The 26752-nt window shown below is 72.0% G+C and carries 31 protein-coding genes and 1 pseudogene; 19 read left to right on the top strand and 13 right to left on the bottom strand.

Going from position 1 to position 26752, the window contains the following annotated elements:
• Positions 1–531, bottom strand: a 531-nt coding sequence (locus tag BI06_RS54330) for an NADP-dependent oxidoreductase (protein WP_043476636.1), incomplete at its 3' end; no start/stop codon positions are given.
• A gap of 165 nt (positions 532–696) precedes the next feature.
• Entirely contained in the window at positions 697–1164 is a 468-nt protein-coding gene (locus BI06_RS39545) for a MarR family winged helix-turn-helix transcriptional regulator (protein WP_233290485.1), read from the bottom strand.
• Between the two features lie 116 nt (positions 1165–1280).
• Between BI06_RS39545 and BI06_RS39540 the strand changes: the two genes are divergently transcribed.
• The 4 genes from BI06_RS39540 (at position 1281) to BI06_RS39525 (ending at position 5163) form a co-directional block, all read left to right on the top strand.
• Positions 1281–2609: an aldehyde dehydrogenase family protein gene (locus BI06_RS39540; RefSeq protein WP_043476819.1), complete on the top strand. Its 1329-nt coding sequence runs from the start codon at positions 1281–1283 to the stop codon at positions 2607–2609.
• A 51-nt stretch (positions 2610–2660) separates the two neighbouring features.
• Positions 2661–3461, top strand: a complete 801-nt coding sequence (locus BI06_RS39535; protein WP_051742831.1) for a maleylpyruvate isomerase family mycothiol-dependent enzyme — start codon at positions 2661–2663, stop codon at positions 3459–3461.
• 210 nt (positions 3462–3671) lie between these two features.
• Positions 3672–4424, top strand: a complete 753-nt coding sequence (locus tag BI06_RS39530) for a hypothetical protein (protein WP_037780110.1) — start codon at positions 3672–3674, stop codon at positions 4422–4424.
• 205 nt (positions 4425–4629) lie between these two features.
• Complete coding sequence (locus BI06_RS39525; protein ID WP_030394401.1) at positions 4630–5163, top strand: DUF4383 domain-containing protein; 534 nt, start codon at positions 4630–4632, stop codon at positions 5161–5163.
• A gap of 81 nt (positions 5164–5244) precedes the next feature.
• Here the strand turns inward: BI06_RS39525 and BI06_RS39520 are convergent, their stop codons facing one another.
• From BI06_RS39520 to BI06_RS39510, 3 genes are all read right to left on the bottom strand, one after another.
• Positions 5245–5592, bottom strand: coding sequence for a hypothetical protein (locus tag BI06_RS39520; protein ID WP_030394400.1), 348 nt, complete (start codon positions 5590–5592; stop codon positions 5245–5247).
• Positions 5593–5791: 199 nt separating this feature from the next.
• Entirely contained in the window at positions 5792–7462 is a 1671-nt protein-coding gene (locus BI06_RS39515) for an immunity 49 family protein (protein ID WP_051742830.1), read from the bottom strand.
• A 119-nt stretch (positions 7463–7581) separates the two neighbouring features.
• Positions 7582–8223: a DedA family protein gene (locus tag BI06_RS39510; protein ID WP_030394398.1), complete on the bottom strand. Its 642-nt coding sequence runs from the start codon at positions 8221–8223 to the stop codon at positions 7582–7584.
• A 326-nt stretch (positions 8224–8549) separates the two neighbouring features.
• On the opposite strand from BI06_RS39510, the gene BI06_RS39505 reads away from it, so the two are divergent.
• Both BI06_RS39505 and BI06_RS39500 read left to right on the top strand, forming a co-directional pair.
• A complete protein-coding gene (locus BI06_RS39505; RefSeq protein WP_037780107.1) occupies positions 8550–9440 on the top strand; it encodes an SDR family NAD(P)-dependent oxidoreductase in 891 nt (296 codons plus the stop codon).
• A 69-nt stretch (positions 9441–9509) separates the two neighbouring features.
• On the top strand, positions 9510–10091 hold the full coding sequence (locus BI06_RS39500; protein WP_043476632.1) for a TetR/AcrR family transcriptional regulator: 582 nt from the start codon (positions 9510–9512) through the stop codon (positions 10089–10091).
• A gap of 199 nt (positions 10092–10290) precedes the next feature.
• On the opposite strand, the gene BI06_RS39495 is transcribed toward BI06_RS39500, so the two are convergent.
• Both BI06_RS39495 and BI06_RS39490 read right to left on the bottom strand, forming a co-directional pair.
• Positions 10291–10500 (bottom strand): hypothetical protein, encoded by a 210-nt coding sequence (locus BI06_RS39495; protein ID WP_030394395.1) that lies wholly within the window; start codon positions 10498–10500, stop codon positions 10291–10293.
• 510 nt (positions 10501–11010) lie between these two features.
• Entirely contained in the window at positions 11011–11562 is a 552-nt protein-coding gene (locus tag BI06_RS39490; protein WP_030394394.1) for a YceI family protein, read from the bottom strand.
• A 527-nt stretch (positions 11563–12089) separates the two neighbouring features.
• On the opposite strand from BI06_RS39490, the gene BI06_RS39485 reads away from it, so the two are divergent.
• Entirely contained in the window at positions 12090–12704 is a 615-nt protein-coding gene (locus BI06_RS39485) for a YdeI family protein (RefSeq protein ID WP_030394393.1), read from the top strand.
• Between the two features lie 37 nt (positions 12705–12741).
• Positions 12742–12921 carry a hypothetical protein gene (locus BI06_RS39480; RefSeq protein WP_030394392.1) on the top strand — a complete coding sequence of 60 codons (180 nt, stop codon included), beginning with the start codon at positions 12742–12744 and terminating at the stop codon, positions 12919–12921.
• Between the two features lie 26 nt (positions 12922–12947).
• Here the strand turns inward: BI06_RS39480 and arr are convergent, their stop codons facing one another.
• The 3 genes and pseudogenes from arr to BI06_RS54905 all read right to left on the bottom strand — a co-directional run.
• Entirely contained in the window at positions 12948–13388 is a 441-nt protein-coding gene (arr, locus tag BI06_RS39475; protein ID WP_304440904.1) for an NAD(+)--rifampin ADP-ribosyltransferase, read from the bottom strand.
• Positions 13345–14211: a hypothetical protein gene (locus BI06_RS54325; RefSeq protein WP_043476629.1), complete on the bottom strand. Its 867-nt coding sequence runs from the start codon at positions 14209–14211 to the stop codon at positions 13345–13347. Before BI06_RS54325 ends, arr begins: the two co-directional genes overlap by 44 nt.
• Positions 14212–14231: 20 nt before the next feature.
• Positions 14232–14705: pseudogene (locus BI06_RS54905) on the bottom strand (helix-turn-helix domain-containing protein); the annotation flags it as partial.
• Between BI06_RS54905 and BI06_RS51850 the strand changes: the two are divergent.
• The 4 genes from BI06_RS51850 to BI06_RS39450 all read left to right on the top strand — a co-directional run bounded on the left by BI06_RS51850 (position 14688) and on the right by BI06_RS39450 (position 17384).
• Positions 14688–14960 (top strand): hypothetical protein, encoded by a 273-nt coding sequence (locus BI06_RS51850; protein ID WP_158516521.1) that lies wholly within the window; start codon positions 14688–14690, stop codon positions 14958–14960. The pseudogene BI06_RS54905 and the gene BI06_RS51850 overlap by 18 nt on opposite strands.
• A complete protein-coding gene (locus BI06_RS39460; RefSeq protein WP_043476623.1) occupies positions 14935–15348 on the top strand; it encodes a hypothetical protein in 414 nt (137 codons plus the stop codon). Before BI06_RS51850 ends, BI06_RS39460 begins: the two co-directional genes overlap by 26 nt.
• A gap of 473 nt (positions 15349–15821) precedes the next feature.
• Positions 15822–16664, top strand: a complete 843-nt coding sequence (locus tag BI06_RS39455; RefSeq protein WP_030394389.1) for an AraC family transcriptional regulator — start codon at positions 15822–15824, stop codon at positions 16662–16664.
• Between the two features lie 75 nt (positions 16665–16739).
• Positions 16740–17384, top strand: coding sequence for a dihydrofolate reductase family protein (locus tag BI06_RS39450; RefSeq protein ID WP_043476620.1), 645 nt, complete (start codon positions 16740–16742; stop codon positions 17382–17384).
• A gap of 288 nt (positions 17385–17672) precedes the next feature.
• Here the strand turns inward: BI06_RS39450 and BI06_RS39445 are convergent, their stop codons facing one another.
• On the bottom strand, positions 17673–18248 hold the full coding sequence (locus tag BI06_RS39445) for a kinase (protein ID WP_051742829.1): 576 nt from the start codon (positions 18246–18248) through the stop codon (positions 17673–17675).
• Positions 18249–18408: 160 nt separating this feature from the next.
• Between BI06_RS39445 and BI06_RS39440 the strand changes: the two genes are divergently transcribed.
• The 6 genes from BI06_RS39440 to BI06_RS39415 all read left to right on the top strand — a co-directional run bounded on the left by BI06_RS39440 (position 18409) and on the right by BI06_RS39415 (position 21991).
• The gene (locus BI06_RS39440) at positions 18409–18663 is read left to right on the top strand and encodes a hypothetical protein (RefSeq protein WP_149030630.1); all 255 of its coding nucleotides are present in this window, start codon (positions 18409–18411) and stop codon (positions 18661–18663) included.
• The gene (locus tag BI06_RS39435) at positions 18660–18923 is read left to right on the top strand and encodes a hypothetical protein (RefSeq protein WP_043476614.1); all 264 of its coding nucleotides are present in this window, start codon (positions 18660–18662) and stop codon (positions 18921–18923) included. Before BI06_RS39440 ends, BI06_RS39435 begins: the two co-directional genes overlap by 4 nt.
• Before the next feature lie 368 nt (positions 18924–19291).
• Positions 19292–20041, top strand: a complete 750-nt coding sequence (locus BI06_RS39430) for a hypothetical protein (RefSeq protein WP_043476612.1) — start codon at positions 19292–19294, stop codon at positions 20039–20041.
• Positions 20042–20150: 109 nt separating this feature from the next.
• Complete coding sequence (locus BI06_RS39425; protein ID WP_051742828.1) at positions 20151–20738, top strand: SMI1/KNR4 family protein; 588 nt, start codon at positions 20151–20153, stop codon at positions 20736–20738.
• A 238-nt stretch (positions 20739–20976) separates the two neighbouring features.
• A complete protein-coding gene (locus tag BI06_RS39420) occupies positions 20977–21432 on the top strand; it encodes a hypothetical protein (RefSeq protein WP_051742827.1) in 456 nt (151 codons plus the stop codon).
• A gap of 289 nt (positions 21433–21721) precedes the next feature.
• Positions 21722–21991: a hypothetical protein gene (locus BI06_RS39415; protein ID WP_233290483.1), complete on the top strand. Its 270-nt coding sequence runs from the start codon at positions 21722–21724 to the stop codon at positions 21989–21991.
• Between the two features lie 1377 nt (positions 21992–23368).
• Here the strand turns inward: BI06_RS39415 and BI06_RS39400 are convergent.
• Positions 23369–25213: an SMI1/KNR4 family protein gene (locus BI06_RS39400; protein WP_063795127.1), complete on the bottom strand. Its 1845-nt coding sequence runs from the start codon at positions 25211–25213 to the stop codon at positions 23369–23371.
• Positions 25214–25651: 438 nt separating this feature from the next.
• Between BI06_RS39400 and BI06_RS39395 the strand changes: the two genes are divergently transcribed.
• Positions 25652–26161, top strand: a complete 510-nt coding sequence (locus tag BI06_RS39395) for a DUF4259 domain-containing protein (protein WP_233290482.1) — start codon at positions 25652–25654, stop codon at positions 26159–26161.
• Between the two features lie 227 nt (positions 26162–26388).
• Here the strand turns inward: BI06_RS39395 and BI06_RS39390 are convergent, their stop codons facing one another.
• A complete protein-coding gene (locus BI06_RS39390; protein WP_043476603.1) occupies positions 26389–26694 on the bottom strand; it encodes a hypothetical protein in 306 nt (101 codons plus the stop codon).
• Between the last annotated feature and the right edge of the window lie 58 nt (positions 26695–26752).

Here is a 26752-nt window from a genome sequence, read left to right as displayed (position 1 = left end):
GGTGCCGATCACCCGGGCGCCCAGGGCGACGGCGATCTGGACGGCGAGCGAGCCGACCCCGCCGGCGGCCGCGTGGACCAGCACGGTCTCGCCCGGCTTGAGCTCAAGCGCGCGGGTCAGTGCCTGGTACGCGGTGAGGCCGGCCAGCGGCAGGCCGGCGGCCTGGGCGAAGTCGAGGTTCGCCGGCTTGCGGGCGAGGGTGCGCACGGGCGCGGCGACGTACTCGGCGAAGGTGCCGCGGCGCACCATGTCCTCGCGGGCGTAGCCGATCACCTCGTCGCCCGGGGCGAACTCGGTGACGGCGACGCCGACCCGCTCCACGACCCCGGCGACGTCCCAGCCGGGGATCACGGGGAAGACGACGTCCAGCACGCCGTCGAGGTAGCCGGCCTGGATCTTCCAGTCGACCGGGTTGACCGAGGCCGCCACCACCCGGACCAGCACGGAGTCCGGGCCGAGCTTGGGCTCGGGCACGTCGCCGTACTCCAGGACGTCCGGTCCGCCGTAGCTGCGGTAGGTGATGGCCTTCATGGCGGTGCTCCTTGCAAGAAGTATTGAGGTGATCGATATTTAAGGTCCTCAAGCAATATGACAGTAGGACTGGATGATTGAGAATGTCAAGCAATCGGCCGCCCTGCCGGAAGGGCGGGCGCGACGCGGGTGCCCGTGAAGCCCCGCGACCCGTCCGTCTGCCGGTCAGGCGGAACGGGGGGCCCGGTCCCCAGGGGCGGCGGTCTCGGGGAAGGCGCGGCCCAGCAGGGTGTGCAGGGTGTCGCGCTCGTCGGGTGCGAGGTGTTCGAGCGCGGTGAGGCCGGACATCAGCTCGGCCCGGATGCCGCGGACGGTGCGCTCGCCCTGTTCGGTCAGCACGATGTTCTTGATCCGGCGGTCGGCCGGGTCGGTTTCCCGGCGGACGAGGTGCTGGGCCGCCAGCCGGTCGACGATGCCGGTGACGTTGGAGGCGTCGCAGGCCAGCAGGTCGGCGAGGGCGCGCATGGGCCGGGGGCGGACCAGCAGGCTGAGCGTCTTGCCCTGCATCAGGGTGAGCCCGTGCTCGGCGGCCACCGTCGCGAAGTGGCGGTAGTAGGACGCCGCCACCCGCGCGAGCCGGTCCATCAGCTCTTCGGGGGAGGGTGCTGGTGCGGGCTGGGGCGTCTGGGGCATGGGTCCAGCATAGGGAGATCGGTTGACATCCTCAACCATCGAGGTCTACCGTCGAAATTACTTGAAGACATCAACCATCCAGGTCTTCAAGCCCCTGGAAGGACCGCGTGACCCTCATGACGCACACCCCGCACTCCGATGCGGCCGACGTTTCCGCCCCGGTCGCCCGCCTGCGCGCCACCTTCGACAGCGGCCGGACCAAGCCCCTGGCCCGGCGCCTGGAGCGGCTCGCCGCCCTGCGTTCGATGCTCACCGAGCAGGCCGAGGTGTTCCAGCAGGCGCTGGCCGCCGACCTCGGCAAGAGCGCGGCGCAGGCGTACCGCACCGAGATCGGGTTCACGCTGAACGAGCTCGACCACACCGTCGCGCACCTGGAGGAGTGGCTCCGGCCGAAGCCCGCCGATGTCCCCGGGTTCTTCCGGCCCGCCTCGGCCCGCGTGGTCCGCGATCCGCTCGGCGTGGTCCTGGTCGTCGCACCCTGGAACTACCCGCTGCAGCTGGCGCTGGTCCCGCTGCTGGGAGCCCTGGCGGCCGGCAACACGGTGGTCGTCAAGCCCAGCGAGCTCGCCCCCGCCACGTCCGCCGCGATGGCCCGGCTGCTGCCGCGCTACCTCGGCCCGGACACGGTGGCCGTGGTCGAGGGCGCCGTCCCCGAGACCACCGCCCTGCTGGAGCAGCGGTTCGACCACATCTTCTACACCGGCAACGGCGCGGTCGGCCGGATCGTGATGGCCGCGGCCGCCCGCCACCTCACCCCGGTCACCCTGGAACTCGGCGGCAAGAGCCCGGTCGTGGTCGAGCCCGGCGCCGACCTGGTGGTCACCGCGAACCGGATCGCCCAGGGCAAGTTCCTCAACGCGGGCCAGACCTGTGTGGCCCCCGACTACGTCCTCGCCATCGGCGAGAGCGCCACCGCACTGGAGCGGCACCTCGCCGACGCCGTGCGCGAGCTGCTCGGCGACGACCCGGCCGCCGCGCCCGAGTACGGGCGGATCGTCAACGACCGCCACTTCGACCGGCTGACCGCGCTGCTGGACGACGGGAGGGTCGTCACCGGCGGCGGGCACGACCGCGGTGAGCGCTACCTCGCCCCGACCGTCCTCGCGGACGTCTCCCCGGACGCGCCGGTGATGCGCGAGGAGATCTTCGGCCCGATCCTGCCGATCGTCGCCGTGCCCGACCTCGACGCGGCGATCGCCTTCATCAACGAGCGTGACAAGCCGCTCGCCCTCTACGCCTTCACCGAGTCCGAGCGGACCAAGCGGCGGCTCACCGAGGAGACCTCCTCCGGCGCGCTCTCCTTCGGCCTGCCGGTCTCCCACCTCGCCATGCCCGACCTGCCCTTCGGCGGCGTGGGGGAGAGCGGCATGGGCCGCTACCACGGCGAGTACTCCATCGACACGTTCAGCCACGCCAAGGCCGTCGTCGACAAGCCGCTCACCTGAGCCGAGCGGCGCCGCCGTCCGAGCCGACCGACCACCCCGGAGAACGAACCCGTGACCACCCCGGAGAACGAACCCGTGACCAGCCCCGTCGACCACGCCGCCGCCGTCGCCGCCGAGACCGCGCGCTTCGTCACCACCGTCCGCGCCGCCGACCCGGCCACCCCGGTCCCCACCTGCCCCGGTTGGACGCTGTCCGACCTGGTGCGCCACACCGGCAGCGTGCAGCGCTGGTTCACCGTCCTGCTGCGGCAGAAACTCCAGGAGCCGCCGCGCAGCAGGGACGTCGAGCTGAACCTGCCGCCGACGCCGGACGGCTACCCCGCCTGGCTGGCCGAGGCCGCGGCGCAGGCCGGCGCGGAATTCGCCTCGGCCGACCTCGACGCGCCGATGTGGGCCTGGGGCGCCGACCAGCACGCCCGCTTCTGGGTGCGCCGGATGCTGTTCGAGACCTTGGTGCACCGCGTCGACGCCGACCTCGCCCTGGGCCTGGACCCCGACATCGACCCGGTGCTGGCCGCCGACGGCGTCTCGGAGTTCCTGACCAACCTGCCTTTCGCCGCCGGGTTCGCCCCCGGAACGGCCGCCCTCCGGGGCGCGGACCGGACCATCCGGTTCACCCGCACCGACGGCGACGGGGACTGGCTGGTCCGGCTGCGCCCCGACGGCTTCGGGCTCGTCGGGCTCGACCGGGAGGCCCGGGAGGCCGCAGCGAGCGCCGACGCGTCGGTCCGGGGCACCGCCGCGGACCTGCTGCTCCTCCTCTACGGCCGACTGGACCGGTCCGCCGACCGGTTCGAGGTGCGGGGGGACGACGAGCTGCTCGCGCACTGGACCACTAACTCCGCCTTCTGAGCCGTCGGCCGGCCGGCCGGTGCTCCCGGCCGGCCCCCGAGCTCGGCGGGACTCCCGGCGCACCCGGTCCGGACAGGAGCTCGGCCTCCTGGGCCCAGGACAGCCGTTCGACCGCCCCCGCCGCACGGTTGCCCGCCGCCACTCGTCCGCGGCATCCGCCCAGGTGGGCGGCGGTGCGGCCGGCCGGCCGGCTCGCCCTATGCTGGCGCCATGACAGAGCTTCCAGGCTTCGCCGTCCTGCTGACCCGCCTGCTGCACCACCAGGGTCAGGAGCCCGCCGAGTTCGCCCACGGGGCGGGGGCCGGCGAGGCCGACGTGGTCGCGCTGCTGGACGGTGCCGCGCCGGACCAGGCGCTGCTGCGCCGCCTCGCCCCCGCGCTCGGCCTGGACACCGCCGACCTGTTCGAGATCGCGGCCGTCCCGCTGCCGGAGGACCTCGCACCGGCCGGCGGGATGGCCACCACCTCCATCGTCAGCGTGGTGCGGTTCGGCAAGGCGCTGCCGGCCGACCGGCGGGCCGAACTCCGCGCGTTCGTCGCCGGTCTGCCGCCCGCCCGGGCGACCGGTCGGATCGAGGGCCTGCCCGCCTCGGCCCCCGCCCCCGACCCGCGGGCCGCCGGGAACCTGCTGATGCGGATGGTCGCCACCCGCAACCTCGGCTGGACCGGGACGGCGAAGGTGTTCCACCTGCTCACCGGCCGCTACTGGATGTCCACCGCCTACGGGCGGATCGCCTCCGGGGAGGACCGGCTGACCCCGGATCTGCTCGTCGACTTCGCCACCGTGCTCGGCCTGCCCGCGTCCGTGCCGGCGGCGCTCCTCGGCATGCCGCTGCCGCCGGACGCACCCCGGCCGGACGCGTCCGCGACGGACGCCGCCCTGCTGCTGCGCGGCCTTCGCCGGCTGGGCGTCGAGCAGCTCCGCGAGGCCGAGGACCTGGCGCGGGCCCTGCAACCGGGCTGATCCGCCGGGTTCCGCCAGCCCCGCACACGGGGCGCCCGCCCGGTCCACCAGCCGCAGCCAACCACCGGCCGCCGAATCACGACCGGTTTCCGAACGCTGCAGCATCGCTGCGACTGGGCCCGGCCGCCACCGGGCCCGAGGCTCCGGAACAGGGCCGTGCACCGCACGGCGTGCACTGATCCTCTCCTCCGACAAGGAGCCGGCGATGAAACTGCACGACGACCTTCCGGTCGACCACCACCTGTCCCAGGTCTACCGCATCGGCGCCGGGCTCTGCGGGGTGGCCCTGCTCGTCTTCGGCTGCCTCGGCCTCGCGGACGGACTGCCGGTCTTCAGCACCAGTGGCGAACGGGTCGCCGGACTCTCCAGCAACGGCCTGCTGAGCCTCGTGTCGGTGGTGACGGCCGTGGTGCTGATCGGCGGCGCGGTGATCGGCGGCAACGTGGCCTCCACCGTGAACATCACTGTCGGCACGCTGTTCGTCCTCAGCGGCTTCGTCAACCTCGCCCTGCTGGACTCCTCGGCCAACCTCCTGGCCTTCCGCATCCCGAACGTGCTTTTCAGCTTCGTCATGGGGCTGGTGATCGCCACCTTCGGCATGTACGGCCGGGTGAGCGGCAAGCTGCCGCTGGACAATCCGTACTGGCGGCACCGCCACCCGCGCCGGGCCGAGCAGGACACCACCTCGGCCCTCGCCCGCAGGGCCGGCCCGGTTGCCCTCCCCGGGCCTCCCGTGTGAGCGGACGGCCCCGACCGGAGCGCCGTCCGCCGGGCCCCGACCGCATGGTCGGGGCCCGGCGGACGACAGAGGGTGGGCGGGTCAGGCGGCACCGCTGTAGTAGGCGCCGACCGTGAGGTGGTAGTCGAGGTCGTCGGCGTGCCGGTACCTGTGGTACTCCGGGGCGTTCTTGATCTCGTCCCTCGTCCGGTTCACCCACACCGCCCGCTCCTCGGCGTCCACCCGCCGGACCGTTCCGGCGGGCAGGAGGATCTCTCGGCCGAAGATCCACGGGCCGGTGTCGACCACGAGGTGCGCGAAGTCGACGTCCTGGCTGTGCCGGTCGACCTTCCCGACGGGTCCGTCCTCCGCCTCGACCCGGTAGCCCGTCAGGTCCAGTGTCGCGCCGTAGCCCTCGGCGTTGCTGTAGTCCCACAGTCCGCTGTTCACGGGTGCCTCCTGCGCGGTCGCCGGTCTGCGTGGTGCGACGGTCGACTTCCCCGATCGGACCGGAGCATGCGAACCCCGTGCCGTCCGGGGACCGCTTCCGGCACCGCGCCGCCCGGGTCCGGGCAACCTCGGACGCGGCCGCCCCGGCCGCTGCCGCTCCGACCGCGCAGGTGGCCGCGGCGGACCGGGTCGGGCGGGGTCAGGGCCGGCCGGCGGCTTCGAGGAGGCGGGGCGGGAGGTAGGGCGAGCGGACGCGGGTGACCCAGCCGCGGGTACGGCGGGCGTGGCAGGCGAGGGCGAGCACGTCGAGGCTGAGCGGGGCAGCTGCGTCGGTGTCGCGGTCGGCGACGCTGTGGTGGTCGCGATGGGCTTCCAGGGCGTCGAGGAGGGCGAGGTCGAAACCGGTCGCGTCGCCCCCGATCAGCTGCGAGAGGAGGACGGCCGGAGCCGGGAGCCAGCCCTCCCTGATGCGCTCCGCCTCCTTCAGTGCCCGCTCGGTGGCCGGGCGCGGGTCGGCGCCGCGGAGGTGGTCGTGCAGGGCGGCGCGGTACGAGGCGGACGGGGAGCGGTCCTCGGCGGCGATCGTGGGGCCGGCCAGGACAAGCGGTTCGAGGTCCTCGGGGGAGCCGGTGATCAGGGCGAAGGACAGGGCGGTCTGCCAGAAGGCCGGACCGAAGTCCCGGTCCCGGCGGGCGGGGAAGCGCAGGGCGCGGCCGTCGATCGTCGCCTCGGCCTCGGTACCCGGCTCGGCGAGGGCGGCCCGGAACACGGCGGCCCCCAGCTGGGAGCCGCGCCGCAGGGTGGCGATCACGGCGTCGGTGGCGTCGTCGCACTCCGAGGCGCGCGCCGCGAGCAGGTAGGTCTGGTAGCGCAGGGCGCCCGTGAGCTCCCACGCGTCCAGCGGCTCGCCCTCGGCGGCCGTGACGGCCTCCAGGGTGCGCCGCTCGAACCGCGCCTCGCTCTCCGGGCTGTACGGGCGGTCCGTGCTGGTCCGCTCGACGTGGACGGGCCCGGCGGCGAGCGCGGCCACGGCGTCGGGGCGCGGGTCGCGGCCGAAGGCGTGGACGCGCGGGCCGGCCGTCTCGAAACCGGTGACCAGGGCGTGCGGGAGGTAGTCGGTGTCCACTGCCGGAGCCCAGCCGTGGGTGCGGTACGCGAGGGCGGCGAGGGCTATCGGGACCAGCGGCAGGAGGCTCGCCGGGCCGGTACCGTGCGGCCCGTCCTGGAGCAGGGCGAGCAGGGCGGCGTCGAAGACCTCGCGGTCCCCGGTGCCGAGAGCGCGCAGGGCGCGCAGGCCGGGCTGCAGTTCGGCGACGGGGGTGGTGCCGGCGGCCGGGACGCCGTCGGCCTCGAAGAAGTGGGTCAGGAGGCCGTCGACGAGTTCGAGGGTCGGCGTGGCCGGTCCGTCGGGCATCAGCTGCCGGGCCCAGCCGAAGGCCTCACCGTGGACGGAGACCTGGTCGGAGACGATGGCGAGGCAGAAGGCGTCGAGCCAGTCCCGTGCGGTGACCCGGTGGTGGGGGTCGCGCTCCTGCCCGTGCTCGCGGTCGTAGCTCATCCCGAAGTTCGGGTAGTCGAGGAAGACGTGGAAGCTGTCGACCGGGTAGTAGGCGGCGAAGGAAACGGCGCCGGCGGCGGCCGCGGCGGCGTCCCTGAGGACCGCCCTGGCCTCGGCGGAGTGCAGGTCGGGCCGGGTGGTGGAGAGGGCGCCGAGGTAGTCGAGGAAGGAGTCGGAGATCAGCTGCCACTCGGTGGTGGTCATCAGACCGGCGCGGGAGTAGGAGTGGACCTGCCTTCCGATCCGGTTCACGAAGTCCTCGCGGGCTTCCGCGACCCGCGCCCCGTCCACCTGGTGACGTTCGATCCGCACAGTCCTGCTCCCTTGATCATCGGCTGCCCCCAGCCTAGGCAGCGGGTCCGACACCTGGGTTCGCGGGTCCGACACCGGGGCCGCTCCCGGTACCGCCGGCGGACCGCTGCCGGGTCGGTTCAGGGCTCCTGGCCGCTGTCGCGGTCCGACCGGCCCCGGCCGCGCGAGCGGTGCCGCCGCAGGTACCGGACCAGCAGCGCGAGGGCGACGACCGCGCCGATCGCGATCGCGGTGAACCGGCCGACCGTGCTCTCCACCCTGCTGTAGGCGGCTCCGGCGAAGTAGCCGAGCAGGGTGAATCCGACGCCCCAGGCGACCCCGCCGAGGGTGTTGTAGAGCAGGAACCGGCGGTACGGCATCCGCGACATCCCGGCCAGCGAAGGCACCAGCGGGCGGAAGAAGGCGATGAACCGTCCTACGAAAACGGCGGCCGGCCCCCGTCGGCGGACCAGGTCCTGCGCCGTGCCGACCCGCTTCGCGTGGCGCCGCAACGGGCGGGTGCGCAGGATCGCCGGACCGAGGTGGCGGCCGATCTCGTAACCGGCGGAGTCACCGAGGACGGCCGCGCAGACCACGACCACGACCATCCAGCCGAGGGAGACCCTGCCCTGGTGGGCGAGGAAGCCACCGAGTACGGCAGCGGTCTCGCCCGGGACGAAGAAACTGAAGAACAGGGCGTCCTCGACGAGGACCATGCCACCGACAACGGCGTACACCACGGAACCGGAAAGGCCGCGCAGCCAGTCGGTGATCGAGTGCATCGGCCCACACCCCATCGCGACGGTGTCCCTTCTGCCCAAATGTAGTGCTTTCCTCGCGCGTCGCCCCGCGCTGCGGGAGGCACGCGGCCCCGTGGAAGGGGCTCGGGTTCGAGGGCCTGGATCAGCAGGCGGGTGCCTTCGCGCCGGGCGCCCAGGATCGCGAGCCGCGGGTGTTCGGCTCTCCGTAACGGTCGGCCTGCGGGGTGGTCGGGACGGTGGCGAGGAAGTCGCTCCTCCGCCCTCACTGCAAACGGATGAGTCATCCGCTTGTGCTACCGTCACGCATCAAGCGGATGACCTATCCGAATCGCTGGCTGGAGGAGCGCATGGGAAAGACGGCTGTGGTCACGGCCGGGACCGCCGGTATCGGCCTGGAGACAGCTCTGGGCCTGGCTGCCGCCGGATTCTCCGTCACCGTGATCGGACGCAGCGCCGAGCGGGGTGCTCGAGCGGTGGAGCGGATCGACGCGGTGAACCCGGCGCGCCCCGCCCGGTTCCTCTCCGCCGACCTCGGCTCGCTCGACGGTGTGCGCGCGCTCGCCGGCCGGATAGCCGGCGACCACGCCACCTCCGGCGAACCGCTGACCGTGCTGGTGAACAACGTCGGGGCAATGTTCGCGGATCGGCGGGAGCTGGACGGCATCGAGGCGTCGTTCGTCGTCAACCACCTTTCGCCGTACCTGCTGACGGAACTGCTGCTGCCCACGCTCACGGCCGGTGCGCCGAGCAGGATCGTGAACGTGACCTCGGGCGCGGTCGGTGTCGCCAAGCGGGTGTTCGACGCCGTGGAGCCGCCCGGTGGCTACTACGGCTTCCACTGGTACGGCCGCGCCAAGCTCGCGAACCTCGCCTACACCCTCGACCTGGCGTCGCGCCTGCGCGGCACGGGCGTTTCGGTCCTCGCCGCCGACCCCGGAGGCGCCGCGACCGAGATGACCGCCGGCACCCTGACCGACCCGAGGATCGTCTCGCCGGCCCTGCGGCTGCTGTGGCCGCTGGTGCGCCGCAAGTTCGAACGCTCCACCGCGGGCCCGGCGTCCGAGGCTGCGAGGCCCTCCGTCGTCGCCGCCACCGACGAGTCCTTGGCGGGCCGGACCGGCATCGTCATCGGTGCCGCGGCGCAGCCGGTGACGCCGTTGCGCGCGGCCGCCGACCCCCGTGTCGCCGATGCCGTGCGCCGACTCAGCCGGCAGCACGCACCCCTGGTGGCACCCTGAGCCGGGCCGTACCCGGCCTGGCGGGGGCGGCCGGGTCATCCGGATGGGCTATCCGATTACGATGTCCCCATGACGTCGACACCACTGCGCAAGGACGCGGCCCGCAACTGGGACCGGATCGTGGCCGTCGCCCGCGAGCTCGTCGACCGAGGCACGCCGTTGCAGCTCAACGACGTCGCCCGCCGCACCGGGCTCGGAGTCGGCACCGTCTACCGCCACTTCGCGACACCCGAGGCGCTCCTGGAGGCCCTCGCCACCCCCTGCCTGGAGGCCCTGGCCGCCCACGGCAGGCGGGCGCTGGCCGACACCGACCCCCGGCGGGCACTGGAGGGCTTCCTGACCCGCACCATCGAGGCGCAGGTCACCGACGCCTCCCTGGCGCCGGTGGCCGCCGCTTCGGCCGACGCCCTGCCGCGGACGACGGAACTCAAGGAGACTCTGTGGTCGACCGGCGCCACCCTCCTCGACCGGGCCCGCGCGGCCGGCGCGGTCCGTCCCGATCTGGCCGCGGCCGATCTGGTCCCGCTCATGTGCGGGATCGCCTACGCCGTGGACATACGCGGCGGCGCTTCCGCGGACCGGATCGACACCGCGCACCGCTACCTGACGGCACTGCTCGGCGGCCTGTGGGCCGCGCCGACGGCGGCGTGAGATCCCCCCTGGGCCCCAGCCCGGAACCGGCCGAGTCGTAGCCGGCGTCGAGTCGAGGCGGACCGTGATCCCCTCGGTCGGAGGACCGAGGGGCGTGCGGATTCCCCTCCCCGTCGCCGAGCGGGGGAGGGTCCGTGGCGGGCCGGGGCCGACCCGGGCGCCGGCTCAGGTGCCCGTACCCCGGTCCCTGCCGCCTGCGCTATTGGTCCGCCGACCACGGATCGGTCTTCCAGGTGATCTTGAAGACCGTCTGGGGCGGGTAGGACCTGAAGCCCCCGCCGCCGCTGCTGTCCGGCTTGACGTGCACCCAGCCGTCCGGGCCGATGAGGGCCAGGCCCGTGTCCGCGGCGTGGCCGCCCTCGGTGGCGGGGAGCTCAATTCTGGCTTCGGTCCATGTGGTTTGTGTCATGCATCGACTGTTCCTGGATCCGGGGAGGGTTCGCCACTCGGCGTGCGCCGCGTGGCGGGAAGTCCACCTCGATGTTGCGGCCCGACCGAAGCGGGTCGGGTGCGGCTTCGCACGGCGTGCCCATCACGATGCCGCCGGGCCTGTCGACGGCGATGCCGATCCCGGAGACCCGGCGGCGGCGCGCCCGTGGATTCACCGTCCAGTATCTGAAGGGCTTCCGTTGGAGACTTCGACGTCGCGAACCAGGCGGGCGCCGGGCGGCGGGATGCCTGGCACCCGGCACGCCGACTGCAGCTTTCGCACCGGCCCGGCCGGTCCGGGCCGACGTGCGTGCGCAGCCGATCCGGGTCCGGCCGGCGCGATGCGTTCTCCCGGCCGCCCGTGCCCGGCGCACAGTGCCCGGCGCACAGTGCGCGCCGGCAGTGGGCACACGCCCGGACGCCGAGGTGCCCGCCGTACGATCGCTTCCTGCCGGATCCGCGCCGCGGGCGAGTCGGTCGACAGGCGTTGTCAGCTCTGCTTGATCGCGGAGATGTCGAACTCCAGGACGACCTTGTCGCCGACCAGCACCCCGCCGCCCTCCAGAGCCGCGTTCCAGGTCACGCCGAACTCCTTCCGGGAGATGGTCACCGAGCCTTCCAAGCCGACTCGCAGGTTGCCGTACGGGTCGACGGCGTTGCCGGTGTATTCGAAGTCGATCGTCACCGGCTTGGTCGTGTCCTTGACGGTGAGGTCGCCGGTGACGCGGTAGTCGGTGTCGGACTTCTGTTCGACCGCAGTGGTACGGAAGGTGATGTCGGGGAAGGTGGGTGCGTCGAGGAAGTCGTTCGTGCGCAGGTGCTGGTCACGCTGCTCGACGCCGGTGTCGATGCTCTCGGTCTTGATCACCACCTGGCCGCTGGAGCTGGACGGATCGGCGCCGTCCAGATGGGCGGTGCCCTCGAACTGATGGAACGCGCCGCGGACTTTCGTCACCATGGCGTGGCGGGCGATGAAGCCGATCCGGGTGTGGGCGGGGTCGAGCACGTAGTCCCCGGTGAGCTCGGCAAGGGTGAGGGTCAAGGCTGACTCCACAAGAATTGGGGATCCGGGCGGCGATGTGCCCGGATCGTTCCCGAGCCACGCTAGGGCGCAAGCGGTTCTGGGATCGGCTGAACGCGCGGGCGGTGCCGGAGCCGAATGGCTGACTTTCCTTGCGCAACGTTGAAGAGACCTTCCAACTCGCCGACCGCATCGCCGTCCTGCGCGACGGCACCACCGCCGTCCTGGCCGTCTCCTCCGAACTCCCCGGGATCCTCTTGTCCCGGCCTTCGGGCTCCTGGCCGCCGCTCTGCGGCCGCACGACCGTAGTCGACCCCTGTGGGTACCGGTCGACCGGATCCTCGCCGCCCCCTCGCGGGTGCGGACGGCCATCACCGTGCTGGTGAGCGGGCGCGCCGTGTACTCGGCTGACATCGGCGGCCTCCGCGAAGTGCTGACCGACGGCGTCCAGGCCTGTGCCGTGACCGGTCTTCGCGGCCGGCGCCGAACGGATCCGTGTCCGCAGTCGGGAGCCCGGTCGCGGCACCGGGTTGTGGCACTAACCTGTGCTGGTGACCGGAACCGAGCTGGACGAGCTGATCGTCGCCGACGGCGCGGCGCTGCGCGCGTGGCTGCTGGACAACCACGCCGCCTCTCCCGGAGTGTGGCTCGCCCTGACCAGGAAGGGCGGCTCCGTCACCGCGCTGACCTGGCAGCAGGCGGTCGACGAGGCGCTGTGCTTCGGCTGGATCGACGGCCAGGCCCGCAAGCGCGACGAGGAGAGTTCCTGGAGGCGGTTGACCCCGCGCCGGCCCCGCAGCGTCTGGTCGCGGCGCAACGTCGACAACGTGGCCCGGTTGGAGGCGGCCGGCCTGATGCTGCCCGCGGGCCGCGCCGCGGTGGACGCCGCGAAGGCCGACGGGCGCTGGACGGCGGCCTACGCGCCGTCGTCGGAAGCGGAGGTGCCGGCCGACCTGCTGGCCGCGATCGCCGAAGTCCCGTCCGCGCAGGCGATGTTCGAGGTGCTCACCAGGACCAACCGCTTCGCCCTGGTCAACCGGGTCAACGCTGTCAAGCGGGCCGAGACGCGCACCAGGAAGATCTCCGAGTTCGTCGCGATGCTGGCCCGGCACGAGACGCCCCATCCGCAGCGGGCCAAACCGGCGGACCCGTTGACGTCGTGACCGCCCGACCCGCCGCGCCGCGCTGCGCGACCACCCCGTGCTGGGGCACCTGCGGTTCGCACTGGAGGGCATCCGGTCCGAGGCCGAGCAGTACTTCATCGAGCGCAACGTGGACGGGCGTCCCTTCGACCGCGATACCCGCCAGGGCGAGGGCAAGGGCGCGACGGCGGTGGTGCCGCGGAGTCACCAGTACCGCGGAGGCACCAGTCAGAAGTGATCATGGAGCCGGGCGGGCCTCGGGGCTCAGTCGTTGATGGCTTCGACGCCCCGGGCCCTCAGCTCTTCGAGGTGGTTGCGCATGTGCTGCAGTTCCTCGGGGGAGTGCCCCTGCCAGTCCCGGACTTCCGCGAGGACCCGCAGAGGGTCACGGGTGCGGTAGGAGCGGGTCGGGTTGCCGAGGAACCGCTTGTCGGTGAGGTTCGGGTCGTCCTCGAACGGTCCGGTGGGCTCGACCAGGTAGATTCGCTCGCGCCCCGCTCCTGCCGCGAGTTCGGCGCCCCAGACGGCGGCGTTCAGGGTGGCGGTCAGGTAGACGAAGTTCGCCGTGGCGCCCTCGCCGTAGTTCGAGCTGTACCCCGGCTCCAGGAGGGCACCCACCGCGACCTCGGCCTTCGTGCCGTGGAAGAACGGTCCGGGATCCTCACTGCCCCACCGGATCGGCGCGTTCACGATGCACTCCCTCACCACTCGACGGACCTGCGACTGCGACCATTCCAGCACGGAGCCCCGGTCGACCCCGGGCAGGCCGGGCATTGCCCTCACGCTGGGCCGCCGTGATCGTCCGAAGTTCCGCACGCCGCTGACGGCGTGAGGAGCAGCGGGGCGCCTGGACGGGCCGTGCGCGCGGTTCCACCGGTTCGCCGGCAATGTTCGTGCCGGCCGCGACACCGACTTCCCCTCGCCCCACCCGTAGGACGAACCGGTGGGCGGGCCCCGCGGACGGCCATCGGTCGGCGCCGTCACCGGTGGTCGCGGCGGACGGACCGGACGTACTGTCCATCGCGTCCGGACCGTCCGGACCGTCCGGACCGTCCGGGGTGTCGGCGGTGGGTTCGGCGCCGGTCCACCCCTGGTTGGCGTCGACGGTGGACAGCGGTGCCACGGAGGTGGGGCCGGCGGTGCCGAAGGCGGCACAGCCGGGGTCGGGGGTGTCGAGGGTGACCAGGGGGTCGCGCAGGCTGGTGTCCAGCTTGGCGTAGAGCAGAAGGGTGCCGCCGGTGGTGCGCTCCGGGGTGCCGGGCTGCACCGTCACCGGGTGCCGCCATCGCCAGGCGCCCCAGGTCAGGGTGACGGTGGTGTCGGTGGGCGTGGCGTCGGGGCGGGCGAGCAGGGCGTAGACCTGCCCCTGGTACGCGTGGTCGTACTGGTACACCCAGTGGGTGCGGGCGTCGCAGCCGGACCCGGCCGCCGGCCAGGGCGGCGGCACGGGTGCCGGGACGACCACGACGGTCGACAGCGTGCGGGAGGGGTGGTGGGCTGGGGTGAGGACGTGGCCGTTCCGGTGCACGGCGCGGGGTCGCTCTCGCCGCAGGCTTCCAGGAAGGCCTCGACGGTCGCCCAGGTCGGCAGGTCCACCCCGCCGGCCGCCTCGGAGAGGACCGTCGTGGAGCGGTGCACCCTGCGGCTCATCGCGGCGAAGGTTGGGGTGCCGGCGCTCTCGCGCAGGGCGCGCAGCCGCAGGGCGAACTCCGCGACGGGCCCCGCCTGCGGGTCCAGGCTCCGTTGTCTGCGGCCCACCGACGGCCTCCCCTGTGCTGTGCTTTCCCGCCGATTGATTGTCCGCACGTGATTGTCCGCAGCGGACCGGCCGGTGACCAGGGGTTGATCTTTTTCCGTGATTGTTTGTCCGAGTCGCGACGATGTTGGCCGCACCCGACCGGCCCGCCACTGTGGTGGGCGCACCGGGACCGCCGGACCCACGGGTGCACCGCCGGTCCTGCCCGAACGCGGCCGAGCCGCCCCTCCATCCCTCCGGGAGACCTCATGAAATCCATCTCGCATTGGTTCGGGCGCGTCGTCGCCGTCCTGGCCGTCATCGCGGGCGGCCTGGTGGCCTTCGCCGCTCCCGCCTCGGCTGCCACGATCTGCGGCAACTCACCGGTCCCGCCGGGCCAGGTGATCGTCTCCGAGCGCTCCAGCAACAGCTGCGGCGGCTACCTGGGAACTGACCGTCCAGCCGCCGTTCGACGGCATCGGCATCTGCAGCGACTCCCCGATCCCGGACGGCTGGGTGATCGTCTCGGAGTCCGGCGGTAACGGCTGCGGAGGCCACCTCAACGCCACGATCCGTGTCGCCGACCCCCGCGTCGGCATCTGCATGGACTCGCCCGTCCCGGCCGGCTGGGTGATCACGGGCGAAGCCCTGACCAACAGCTGCGGCGGCCACATGGGCGGGACCGTCACCAACCAGCTCTTCAGCGGAATGGGCGTGTGCGCCGACTCCACCCTCCCGGCGGGCTGGGTGATCACCGCGAAGTCGGCCGGGAACGGCTGCGGCGGCCACCTCGGCGAGATGATCACCAACAGCCTGTTCAACGGCATCAACGTCTGCGCCAACTCGACCGTCCCTGCCGGGTGGTGGATCTCCTCGATGTACACCACCAACGGCTGCGGCGGCTACATGGGAGAGATCCTGCAGCACTGACACCCCGTCGGGATCCCGGCCCCGGAGCCGCCCCCGTGCGGGGCATCCGGGGCCGGGCCGTACCCGCACCGGAGCGCGTCGGGCAGGTCCGCACCGCGGCCAGTGAGGCCGGACCGTCTGCTCCGGCGAGCGCCCGTCCGGTCACGGGCGGTCGAGGGTGCGGTCGTCGAGTGGATCAAGCCCCTGACGGCTGCTCGACCAGCCGGTATTCGTGGACCGCGACCCATGACCTGCACGCGTCCGTGAGGATCACCCGTTGCCGGTCCCGTCGGGCGTCCGCCGCGTGGGAGGACGTCGTACCGCCCGTACGGGCGGTCGTCCCGGCGACGGTCATCACGGTGCCCTGCGACGTGCGGTTGTCGGACGGCAGCCGGGCCCCTCGCCGGCGGCGAATGCCACCCGTGATCGTCGATGCCTGGGGCGAGTGCAGATCGCCCGGGGCGGGCCGAACCCCCGTCGGCGATACTGGGTCCATGGAGTACGTCGGCCGGGTGCCCGCCCCGCCGCTCGACCGGTTCATCGACGACATCTACTGCCTGACCGGTGTGCCGGGTCACCGCCGCATGGTCGTTCCGCCGATGCCGTCGGCGCACCTGGTCATCAACCTGGGCGAGCCTGCCCGCCTGTGGGACTCCGACCCTTCGGTGCCTTCGGAAGTGGTGTCGGACGGGTGGTTCGTGGGTCTGTGGACCAGGCGTTTCCTCTATGAGTACCCCACACGGGTAAGGCTCGTCGGGGTGCACTTCAAGCCCTGGGGGATGGCGGCGTTCGTCGACATGCCGGCGACCGAGCTGCGGGACCGATGGGTGCCCGTCGACGCCGTGTGGCGAGGGTCCGTGGATCGGATCCGCAACCGGGTCGGCGAGGCCACGTCCACCGCCGCGACGCTGCGGATCCTGGAGGAGGAGCTGCGCTCGCGCCTGATCGAGGCGCCGTCGCGCGGGCTCGACCTGGTCCAGCACACCGGCGGATGGCTGGAGACCTCCCACGGCGCGGTTCCCGTCGGTGCGCTGAGCGACGCCGCCGGAGTCAGCAGCACCACTCTGGCCGCGCAGTTCAAGGCGAACGTCGGGGTCACCCCGAAGAAGGTGGCGCGGATGTACCGCTTCGCCCAGCTGATCAGGTCCGTGGACGCCGTGCGCCCGGTCGACTGGTCGGAGCTCGCTCTCGTCGCGGGCTACTTCGACCAGGCTCACTTCGGCAAGGAGTTCAAGGACTTCACCGGTCACACCCCGACGGAGTACCTGGCGCTGAGACGCCGGATCCCTCCCGAGCGGGAGTTCCCGCCGGACGAGGGTCCGATGCCTGCTCTTTGATTTTCTACAAGCGCAGCCCTCCCGGAGGACCACACAATCGGAGGTGACCGTTCCCGAAGATTCAGGGAGACTCTCATGGGCTCAGTGATCATGCACAACGTCGTGTCGGTGGACGGCTTCATCGCCGACAAGAACGACGGAGTCGGGCCGCTCCACGACTGGTACTTCAGCGGAGACACCCAGCTCACGGAAACCGGCGCCGGGGACGGGGACGGGGACGGGGACGGGGACGGGGGTTACGACCACTCCGAGGGTGGAGGCGGCTTCAAGCTCTCACGTGTCTCGGCGGCGTACGTCCAGCCGGTGTGGGACTCGATCGGTGTGATCGTGATGGGCCGCCACCAGTTCGACCTGGTGAACGGCTGGGAGGGCCGGCCGCCCGCGGGCGACCACGTGGTCGTGGTGTCCCACCGGCCCAAGCCCGAGGGCTGGCACCCCGGGGCTCCGTACCACTTCGTCGACGGCGTGAAGGCCGCGATCGAGAAGGCCCAGGAGCTCGCCGGCGACCGGGTCGTCGCCGTGAGCGCCGGTGAAGCAGGCGGCCAGATCCTCGCCGCCGGCCTCGTGGACGAGGTGGCGATGGACGTGGTGCCGGTGGTGTTCGGGTCGGGCAAGCGCTTCTTCGGTAGCTTCGACGGGCAGCAGCTGCTGGAGGATCCCCACGTGGTCATCCAGGGCAACCGGGTGCTGCACCTGAGGTTCAAGGTGCGCCGCTGGTGAAGCGCCCGCAATTCTTCGGCTGTCCTCCGGCGCACAGCCCCGGGCCTGCTCCCGGACAGCCGGCCGACCCACACCTCCCGCCGTACCGTGGACGCTGCGCCCCAGGCCCATGGCCCAGGCCCCAGACCCACGGAATCATCCTGCCGCAGTCGCGCACCCCTGCCCGGGACACCCGCCGCTGGCCGAGCGGTCCTCCCGCCGAACCCTCCCGCGACACCGGTGCTCACGGCTCCAGCGGCTGGACGGTGCTCACCACCTTGACCGGCCGGCTTGTCCGGCCTGCCGGGTTCAGGGGCGTGGTGTCCAGCCCGGCGGGGTGAGCGTGCTGTCGGCCAGGATCCGCGCGACGGTGTCGTCGAGGGTGCTGTCCTCGCCGACGACGTGTTCGAGGCCGCCGGGCAGGAGATCCAGCGGCCGGTACCAGTCGGCCATCTGCTCGGCGCTCACCTCGGCGGACAGCGGCCGGGTCGCGTGGCGGCGCACCGTCTCGGCGAAGCCGACGTCGAGGTAGTAGAGGAAGCTGCGCCCGCGGTGGCCGGCCACCAGGTCGGTGAGCATCGCGCCGTACCGGCCGGCGTCGAGAATGCCCTCGACGACGGTGTGGAAGCCGCTGTCGAGGGCGTGCCGGGCGACCAGGCCGATCAGGCCGATGTTCGCGCCGTCGGCGACGTCCCGCTCGCGCAGCACCTCACGGCGCAGCAGATCCTGTCCGACGACGGCCAGGCCGCGGCCGTAGGCGGAGCGGATCCGGGCGGCGGTGCTCGACTTCCCGGCGCCGCTCGGTCCGCGTACCACCACCAGTACGGTGTCGGTGCTGCCCGTTCCGGCCCTCACGGCGGGGGGCTTCTCCGTGCCGTTGTCCATACCGCCGTCCTTACCCACGACAGGGGGAGCGACTCGGCCGGGCCGGTCGTTCACACTTGAAGCGGCTATCGACCGTCGCATGCCTCGCCGGGGCGCCAGCGGACTGCGCGGCTTCCCCGGCCCCCTGCGCCGGGGCGCGGGCGGGCTCTACCATCGGCTCATGACCGTAGAGCTGACGACCCGGCTGGACGATGAGCTGGTCCGCGACCTCAGGGAGCGGGCCGCGAGTGCGGGCATCGACGTCGACACGCTGATCGGCCGCGTCCTGACCGCGGACCACCTGGCCGCCAGCGGCACCCGCGAGGAGCGGATCGCTCGCGCCACCGCGCTGGCCGCCGCCGCCGTCCACGACTGGAACCGCGCCGGCCGCCCCGAGGACGACGGCGTCGACTTCGACGACCTCTTCCTGCGGTGACCGCCCACCCCTACCGGGCCCGGCTGTCCGCTGAGGCCGCCGCCCTGGTGCGCACCGTCCTGACCGACGACCAGGTCAAGCAGCTCCAGGACGGTCTGGAGCGGGCGATGGCCGATCCGTGGTCCTGGCCGGCCAGTGACGGCGACGACCTCGACGACAGCATCCGGCAGATCGTCCTGCCTGACCTGGTCGCCCACTACGTGATCCTGCCCGACCCGCCCGTTCCGCATTTGTGGGTGATCACACTCACCGTGCTGTAGCCCCGCGCAGGGCCGACCATCAGTGCTGCGGCTCGGCCCGCCTTCGGCCTGCCGGATCAGGGAGAATTCCTTCGGCCCGCCGCAGCAGGCCGTTGCCGGGCCCGAGCTGTCGGGGGCACGCGGTGGCGGGTCGCCGTGCCCCACGGAGGTGACTGGCAGTGAGGCGGCGACGCTGGAGAAGGTCACCTGTGACGGAGCGCTGTGCGCCCGGCGTTACACCTCCGTCGCCGGCCCGGTCCGCAGCCCGTTCGGCGAGGACTGCACGCGGGTGAGCCGGGTAGCGCCTCCGCGCCGTGCACGGCCGCTGACTTGCCGACGTGGTGGTGCGGCAGCTGGCAGCCGCACCACCCCAGGGCTACCGTCACGGCATGGGCGAGACGACCACCACCGGCGACGGACTGCGCCTCCTGCGGGGCCCCGAGACCCTGCTGGACGACCGCGCCGGCCGCCTGTCCCACGGCGGCCTCCTGGACACGCCGGCCGGCCTGGTCACCGTCCTCGTCCTGGAGCGCCGGCCCGTGGCACCCCCGGCCGGCGCGGCCCCGGCCTGGCTCGTCCATCTCGCACGCCCCGGGCGCCGCGACGCGACCCTCGCCTTCCCGACCGTGCTCGCCGACACCGAGCACGGCGTCCAGATCGTCGTCTGCGTCTTCGGCCGCGCATCCGGCCACGACCGGACGGTCATGGCCGTCCACCACCCCGACCTGCCACGGCCGGCAAGCCTCTTCCTCGACGCACCCGCCTCGCCGTCCCCGTACGCCACCTGGGTCGTCGAACCGGCGCTCCTGGCTCCTCCCACCCTTCGCGCACCCCGGATCTGGCACACCGGTCTCCTGCGGGCCGGCCCCGTGCTCTTCACCCACCTCGAAGCAACCGCCGACGAGCCCCGCCTCCTGGACTCGCCGGAGTGGGACACCCCCCACCGGCCCGAGGGCACCCCCCTGCCGTTGCGGGCGGGCTTCGACCACGGAGCCCACCACCGACAGAGCACCTACAGCGCCGGCCCCGGCCACGTCTGCTGCGACACGATCCTCGACAGCCCCCCGACACCCGAACCGTTCACCTGGACCTGCCATCCCCGCGAGCTGTCCGCCCGCCACCTCGTCCGCCTCACCTGAACCTCTCGGGACGACGGTCCCGCTCTCCGGCAGGCACGGGCTCACAGGCCGGCTCGGCCGCTGAGTCTCACCCGTCGACGTTCTCGCGCTGCGTTTCCTGGCCGACGACATGTCGGCGGGCTCTGACAGCATCGCGGTCGTGACCGACATTGATGACCTCGTGCAACGCGTTGCCGGCCGGGCCGCATCCGACAACCCGGGCCTTCCCGCGCCTGTCGGCGATGCCCGGATCGCGGAGGCCGAGGCACAACTGGGCCTCGCGCTGCATCCCCTGCTTGTGCGTCTGTATCGCGAGGTCGCTGACGGCGGCTTCGGCCCCGACTACCGACTGCTGCCACTGCTCGGTCCGGGTCCCAGCGTCGTCGGCGAATACCTGACACGACGCGAGGCGTCCGTCGGAGTGGAGCACCCGCAGTGGCCCGAAGGCGTCGTACCGATCCTGACCTGGGGCTGCGCCATGTACGCAGGTGTTGATTGTCTGCATGGGGACGGTCAGGTCCTGCTCTTCGAGCCGAACCCGTACAGCGGCGGACCGTGGGATCAGTGCTGGTTCCTTGACTCCGCAAGCCTCGCAGCATGGCTGGAGACATGGCTCGCGGGGACGAGCTGGTTCGAGGAGGACGCCTTCGACAGGGACGACCTGATCGAGCCCCTGCCATGGGACCAGGCCGCACGCCGACTGTCCTCCGACGCATAACGGCTCGGGGAGCGGGACGGTGCCGATTGCCTGGCGCGGGATCACCCCCCTGCGCTCGCGGGGAGGACTTCCAGAATTCGGCCCCTTCAGTCCCTCTGTGCTGAGCTGCCCTTCTGCGGGCTCGGATCTTTTACGCCGTAAAGGATCGTTCCCGACTGCGCGGGGAGAACACCGAGGCAGCAGCGAGGCCAGCGAAAATCATCTGGAGATCGCCGGGGGCGCCTGGCAGGCTGGCGGCATGGCATCCCTCGACGACCAAGAACTGGGCAGGGCGATTCAAAACGCCGACTCACCTGCATGGTCCGTCCGCGCGGCGGCCGGGCGGCAGCTCGCGGGTTCGGACAGGATCGACGAGGCGACGGACGTCATCCACCGCCTCCTCCTGGACGTCCAGGACACCGGCGTCACCCATGAGACGGCGGTGGCCCTCCTCGAACGCGAAGACACCCTCGGACTCCGCTGCGTGCTGCTGGCCAGAAGCTACGCGTCGGAAACCTGGACCGCAGAGGAGATCCAAGCCGCTCTGGACTGCGACCCCGACTGGATGACGACCGAAGGCGCGGACCGGCTGATCAAGCAGTACCGCGAGCTGTCAACAGACCAGGACGAGGGCGTCCGCTACGAAGCCCAACGGCTACTGGCACGGCTGCGGCCGCGCGAGGAATGGGCACGGGACTCAGAGACGGACGCCTGACACTTGGCGCCCGGACAGCTGACCCCCGTGCTCGCGGGGAGGACCCTTCGGTGGCTGGCTGGGGTGTTGCCCTCCCCGATTGCCGCCCCCGCCTGCGCGAGGAGGAAAAGGCTCTCCGGGCAGGTCTGTTGAGGTGCCAAGGAGCGGCACTCCGTCGTGGCAGGCTTGGCGATGACGTGGGTCGCGTTTCTGTGCGGTGTCCGGGGTGTGGTTCCTGGCTTGCCGGGGTGGGGGTGCCGTTGTCGTTGGGGGTGGGTAGGTTGCCGGGGTGACTGACACGGATCCGTTGGTGCTCGTCCTTGCCGGACTGGTTGTGGACATCGTCCGGTTCCTCGACAGCTCCGAGGACGACGAGGTGGACCCCGATGCCGCGGTGAGGGTGATGGAGAGTGTGAGCTGGGCGCTGACACGGCTTCCGGACGGCCAGCGCGACCGGTTCCTCACCGTGCTCGCGGACTTGGCCACGGCCGAGACGGATCCGGGCCGGCGAGAGTTCCTGGAGGCCTTCCCGTTCGCCTGCGGCCTCGTCGACGAACAACCCGCAGTCACCGGCGACTGACCCCAGCCTGCGTGGGGAGGACACTTCTGAGCGCGACGCCCGTCGACCGCGACAAGGCCGACCAAGTGCTCGCCGCCGCTACCGCGGACGTCGACCAGGCGTTCACCCGGATCGCTGAGGACACCGCCAGCGTGTCCAGCTCGATCAGCGACAGCGCGGCCGCCGCCTACGGGCGGTCCATCGGCAAGGCGCAGGGACGCCTACCGCGGCCCTCGCGGCGGTGGTGGAGGAGCAGCACGCGCTGGCGCTGTCCCGCCGGGTGCAGCCGGGCCCGCCGATCGTGGACGTCAACCTTGACCGGCGTGGTCTGCGGGAGCTGCCGCAGTCGTACCACCTGACCGCGGTGCGCAGGCAGATCCGTGAGGCCGTGGCTGGCCCGGGCCAGGCAGACCTGCGATGGCCGGCGAGAGCAAGGAGAAGGAGACGGTGGTGGGCCGGGAGCGACGGTTGGCGGAGCAGATGTTCCGGCCGTAGCAGTAAGCGCCCGAGGAGCCCACCGGGGGAGGGCCGGGGCGTGGGCGGCTGGCCCTGTCCGGTCCAGCCGCCCGGCGATCGCCCGCCGTAGGGCGCGCCCGGGTGCCGGAGTGGGCGCGGCGGGCGGCGGTCGGGGCCGGGTTCGATCCGGACGACGCGGCGTAGCAGCAGGCAGGGCCTCGGCGCTTCGGTGGTTTCCAGAGGCCCTTTCGCGCGCTACTGGTCTGCGGACCACGGATCGGTCTTCCAGGTGATCTTGAAGACCGTCTGGGGCGGGTAGGACCTGAAGCCCCCGCCGCCACTGCTGTCCGGCTTGACGTGCACCCAGCCGTCTGGGCCGATAAGGGCCAAGCCTGTGTCTGCGGCGTGGCCGCCCTCGGTGGCAGGGAGCTCAATTCTGGCTTCGGTCCATGTGGTTTGTGTCATGTGTCGACTGTTCCTGGCCCTGGAGCGGGTTCGCCACTCGGCGTGCGCCGGGTGGCGGGCAGCACGCCTCGAAGGTGCAGCCCGACCGAAGCAGGAGGGCCTCGGGCATCGCGCTCTGGGCGCTCCGTCATGCGCTGGGGGGTTCAGCCGGAGCGGCCTGGCCGGCTTTGCCGCCGGACTGATTCCCGACCTCGATGCCGTCGTTTTCGGTTTGAGCACCGACCGGTCGTCCCACCCGGTCGAGTGCCGCCATCGACGACTTCAAAGCCCTCAAGCACGGCATGTTCGGTCGAGCGAAGCTGCCCCTGCTCCGGAAACGGCTTCTCGTCGTCGCGGCCAGCCGCTCACACCAACGTGACATCGTGGTCGGCCGCGCGAAAGGGGCGGTGGGTTCTCGGCAGCGACGAGGCACGGACCCGCCTTGGCGGCGGGCTCGACCTCCCCGAGCGGGCGTGCCGACGGCCGGCGCGCCCGTACTCAAGGAAGCCGGTCGATGTTTGCCGGTTCGGTTTCCGGCTGACCCGCGCCTGCGCGTGGAGAGCACGGGTACTGGTCGGCCAGGTCCACCGCCAGCTCGTCGCGCCAGTGCACGGACATGCGCAGGCTCAGGACCGTCTCCGCCGCCGAGGGCAGGGGCAGCAGCAGGAACCGGCGCAGCGCCCCGGCCGCCGTGTCCCGTCCGTGCCACGCCGCGAGGTCGGCCGCGGTGACGGGCGCCGGGTCCTGCTGGTGGCGGGCCGCGTCGAGCAGTCCCCGGACGGCCCGGGTCTCCGCCCGGATGGTGCGCATCCGTAGATCCAGGGCCCCGTCGGTCGTCAGGTCCACCGGCTCGCCCCGGCCGGCCTGTTCCAGCGCCCGGGCGATCTCCGGGTAGCCGTCGATTCCGGTCTCCGACGCCAGCCGGGCCAGCTGGGCCGCCATCGCGGAGCGCAACTGCTCCGGCGGGGTCCGCTCCGTCAGGGCGCCGGGGTCGAAGTCGCGTACGACAGTGACCGGGTGCCGGGCCTGCGGCACCTCCTCGAGGAGCGGCAGCAGCAGCGCGCTCGCCAGTGGAGCCGCCGCGTCATCTGCCGGATCCCAGTCGATGCCGTACTCCACCGTCAGGTCCGCCAGCAGCCGCGTGTAGGCGGCCGTGGAGCCGGGCCAGGGATCGACGCCGATCCGCTCCCACTGCTCCCCGTCGGGGCCGGTCACGTAGTCCTCGCGCAGCGATTCGACCTGGTGGCCCGCCTCCGGCCGCTCGATGCCGTCCTCCATGACGATCACACGCACCTCGGGTCCGTCCTTCACCAGCCGCACCACCCGGGTTCCGCGGGACAGCCGTCGAATCACCTCGGGACGGCCGAACTGGGCGTCACCGCCCTCCTGCGTGGCGTACGACCACCCGTCGCCGCAGGACCCGGCCCGGACCATCGGGCGGTACGCGGCCCAGGGCGCACTGGCGGACAGCCGCGCCTGTTCCCGGGTGCGCGGCCCGGCGGTCGCAGGTACGGAGCCCAGCCGGTCCAGCAGTTCGCCGGGGTCGATGGCAGCCACGAACACGACGTCCGGTTGCACGATCGGTGCAGGCTCGGGTTCGAGGAATCCGCCGAATCCGAAAGCGATGACGGCGTATGTCCCGTCGGACTGAGGGACGACCGGTGCAGGCTCGTCCGCCGGTGGAACCTGCGGTTCGGGGGACGCGGCGGCGATGTCCAGGGCGGAGGTCGGGTCGGCGGCGACCGTCCTGTTGTCGTCCCAGACCAGCCGGCCCTCGTGGGCCAGGGGCATCCGCCCGTCGAAGGGCAGGCCGTTCTCCAGGGCCGTGGCGAGGTCGGAGAGGACCTGCCGCAGTCCCGTCCAGGGAGTGAAGGTCGAGCCCGTCTCGTCGAAGTACCGGCCGACCCGTCCGTGGTGCGGGCCCGGGCGGGTGACCAGGAAGAGCCCGTCGGAGGACTGCCAGCCGATGCCCAGGGTGATCAGCAGCCGTTCGCGCGGCCAGTACGCGTACTGGTCGCGCTCCTCCTCGTCGAGCTCGCGCTCCGCCTCGGCGGCGTCCTCCCCGACATGCCGCAGGAACTCGGTGCTCCTGACGATCTCCCGGACTCCGGACGGCGGACCGTAGTAGTCGAGCCGGAGCGTTCCGTCCTGGAGCTCCACCCCGTCGTGCCGCAGCAGCGACTCCCTCAGATTGGGCGGGAAGGCCACCCCCAGCCGGATTTCGGCCGCCTCGATGTCCGCCAGGAGGGCCGGCGGTCGCAGCAGGCCGTGGGTGACGGGGGCGTGCCGCGCGAGCCAACTCTCGATGCGGTCCCAGGACTGTTCGACGGTGGACGTGATCATGTTCGACACGCTATGCGCGGGCACTGACACCCGGACGGCCGAGGATTGTCCCGTCGTTCCCCTGGTCCGGCCATCCCAGCCCCATCACCCACAAAGGCAGGTGGCTCTGTCGGCGAGAACGGGCTCAACTTCTGTGATGCGGTCGCGCTGAGCGACATTCGGACCTTCAAGGGGCGCACGAAGTCGCCTGAAACTGGCCCGTGAGCAAGGCGGTTGGGTTGAGAGTTCGGGGCCGTGGAAGAGGTTGTGCTCCGGATGAAGGAGCTGTGGTTCCCGTTGGTCGGGCACGTCGAGGTGCTGTCGGTGGACGTGAACACATCTCGATAGTCCGTGTTGACGTGCGCTGCCTTCGGACGGCGCCGCGTGCCCGGGATGCGGAGTCTGGTCGAGCAGATAGCCGGACCGACACATACACGTACTGCTCGCACAGTGATTGCTATGTCGGCGGCCAATACGATGATCCTGGCGCAGTTACACGAGGAGATCAACGTGGGCACCTGGGACACTGGCCCCTTCGACAACGACACCGCCGCGGACTTCGCCAATGCTCTGGACGACACCAAACCCGAGGAACGCGAGGCGCTGATCCGTGGCATCCTCGCGCGCACCGTCGACGCCGTTGGCTGGCTCTCCGAAGGAGAAGAGGCGGTGGCCGCCGCGGCGCTGATTGCGGCGCAATGCCCTGGCGGCGACCCAATCGACTCACCTTACGGCCCTGAAGAACCCATGCCCGCTTTCCCTGACGATCTCCGGACGCTCGCGGACGAGGCCCTCGCTCGCGTCATGAGCGAGGAGGCCGGGCCGGCCTCGAACTGGGTCGACCCGGAAGACTGGAAGCAGTGGCGAGCCAACCTCAACCGCCTTCGCACAGTCCTTGCTCCGCCACCACCGTCCATCCCGCTGTTCGATATCGAGCAAGGACAGAGCGTCACCCACCACAGAACCTGAGCCAGAGCCCGATTTCGGGAGGCACCACTTTCTGGCACAGGTCGATGACGGCAGCAGAACTCACGCTGGGCCGCCGTGGAGGCCGCGCCGACTGCTGTCGCCCTCCACGCCGCGGAACACGATTGCGGGTGCACGGTGAGATCCTGCACGGATGAACGCTCTTGGCGAGGCACACCTGCGCACTCGGACGCTGCGCTTCATGGCCCTTCTGGTCGCCAGAAGGCCGGTCAACGCTGCCAGGGAAGCGCCTCAACCGATGCGATGTCACCTGCCGCCAGCAGTCCGAAGAGCCGGAGAACCTTCTCACGGCCAACCTCGCGAATCCTTCCAGGAGCCAATGAGTCGCTCTCCGTGTCCTCCCAGACGAGCAGACCGCTGCGGAAGACGCTGAGGCACCACCCGCTCTCATGGGACAACGACACGTCAGGGTGTTCGTCGTCGGCGTTCGCCAAGCCGTCCAGCACCCGACCCATCATCTCCGGGTCAGGCTCATCGACCGTCACACCCATGACGTCATACATGAAGTAGCTCATGCACCAATTACCTCATGCGGCGACCCACGGGCCACCGTCTTGTGCCGCATCAAGCAAC

The sequence above is a fragment of the Kitasatospora sp. MBT66 genome (assembly GCF_000710405.2).
GTDB classification, from domain to species: Bacteria; Actinomycetota; Actinomycetes; order Streptomycetales; family Streptomycetaceae; genus Kitasatospora; species Kitasatospora purpeofusca.
This window is presented reverse-complemented; position numbering and strand designations above follow the sequence as displayed.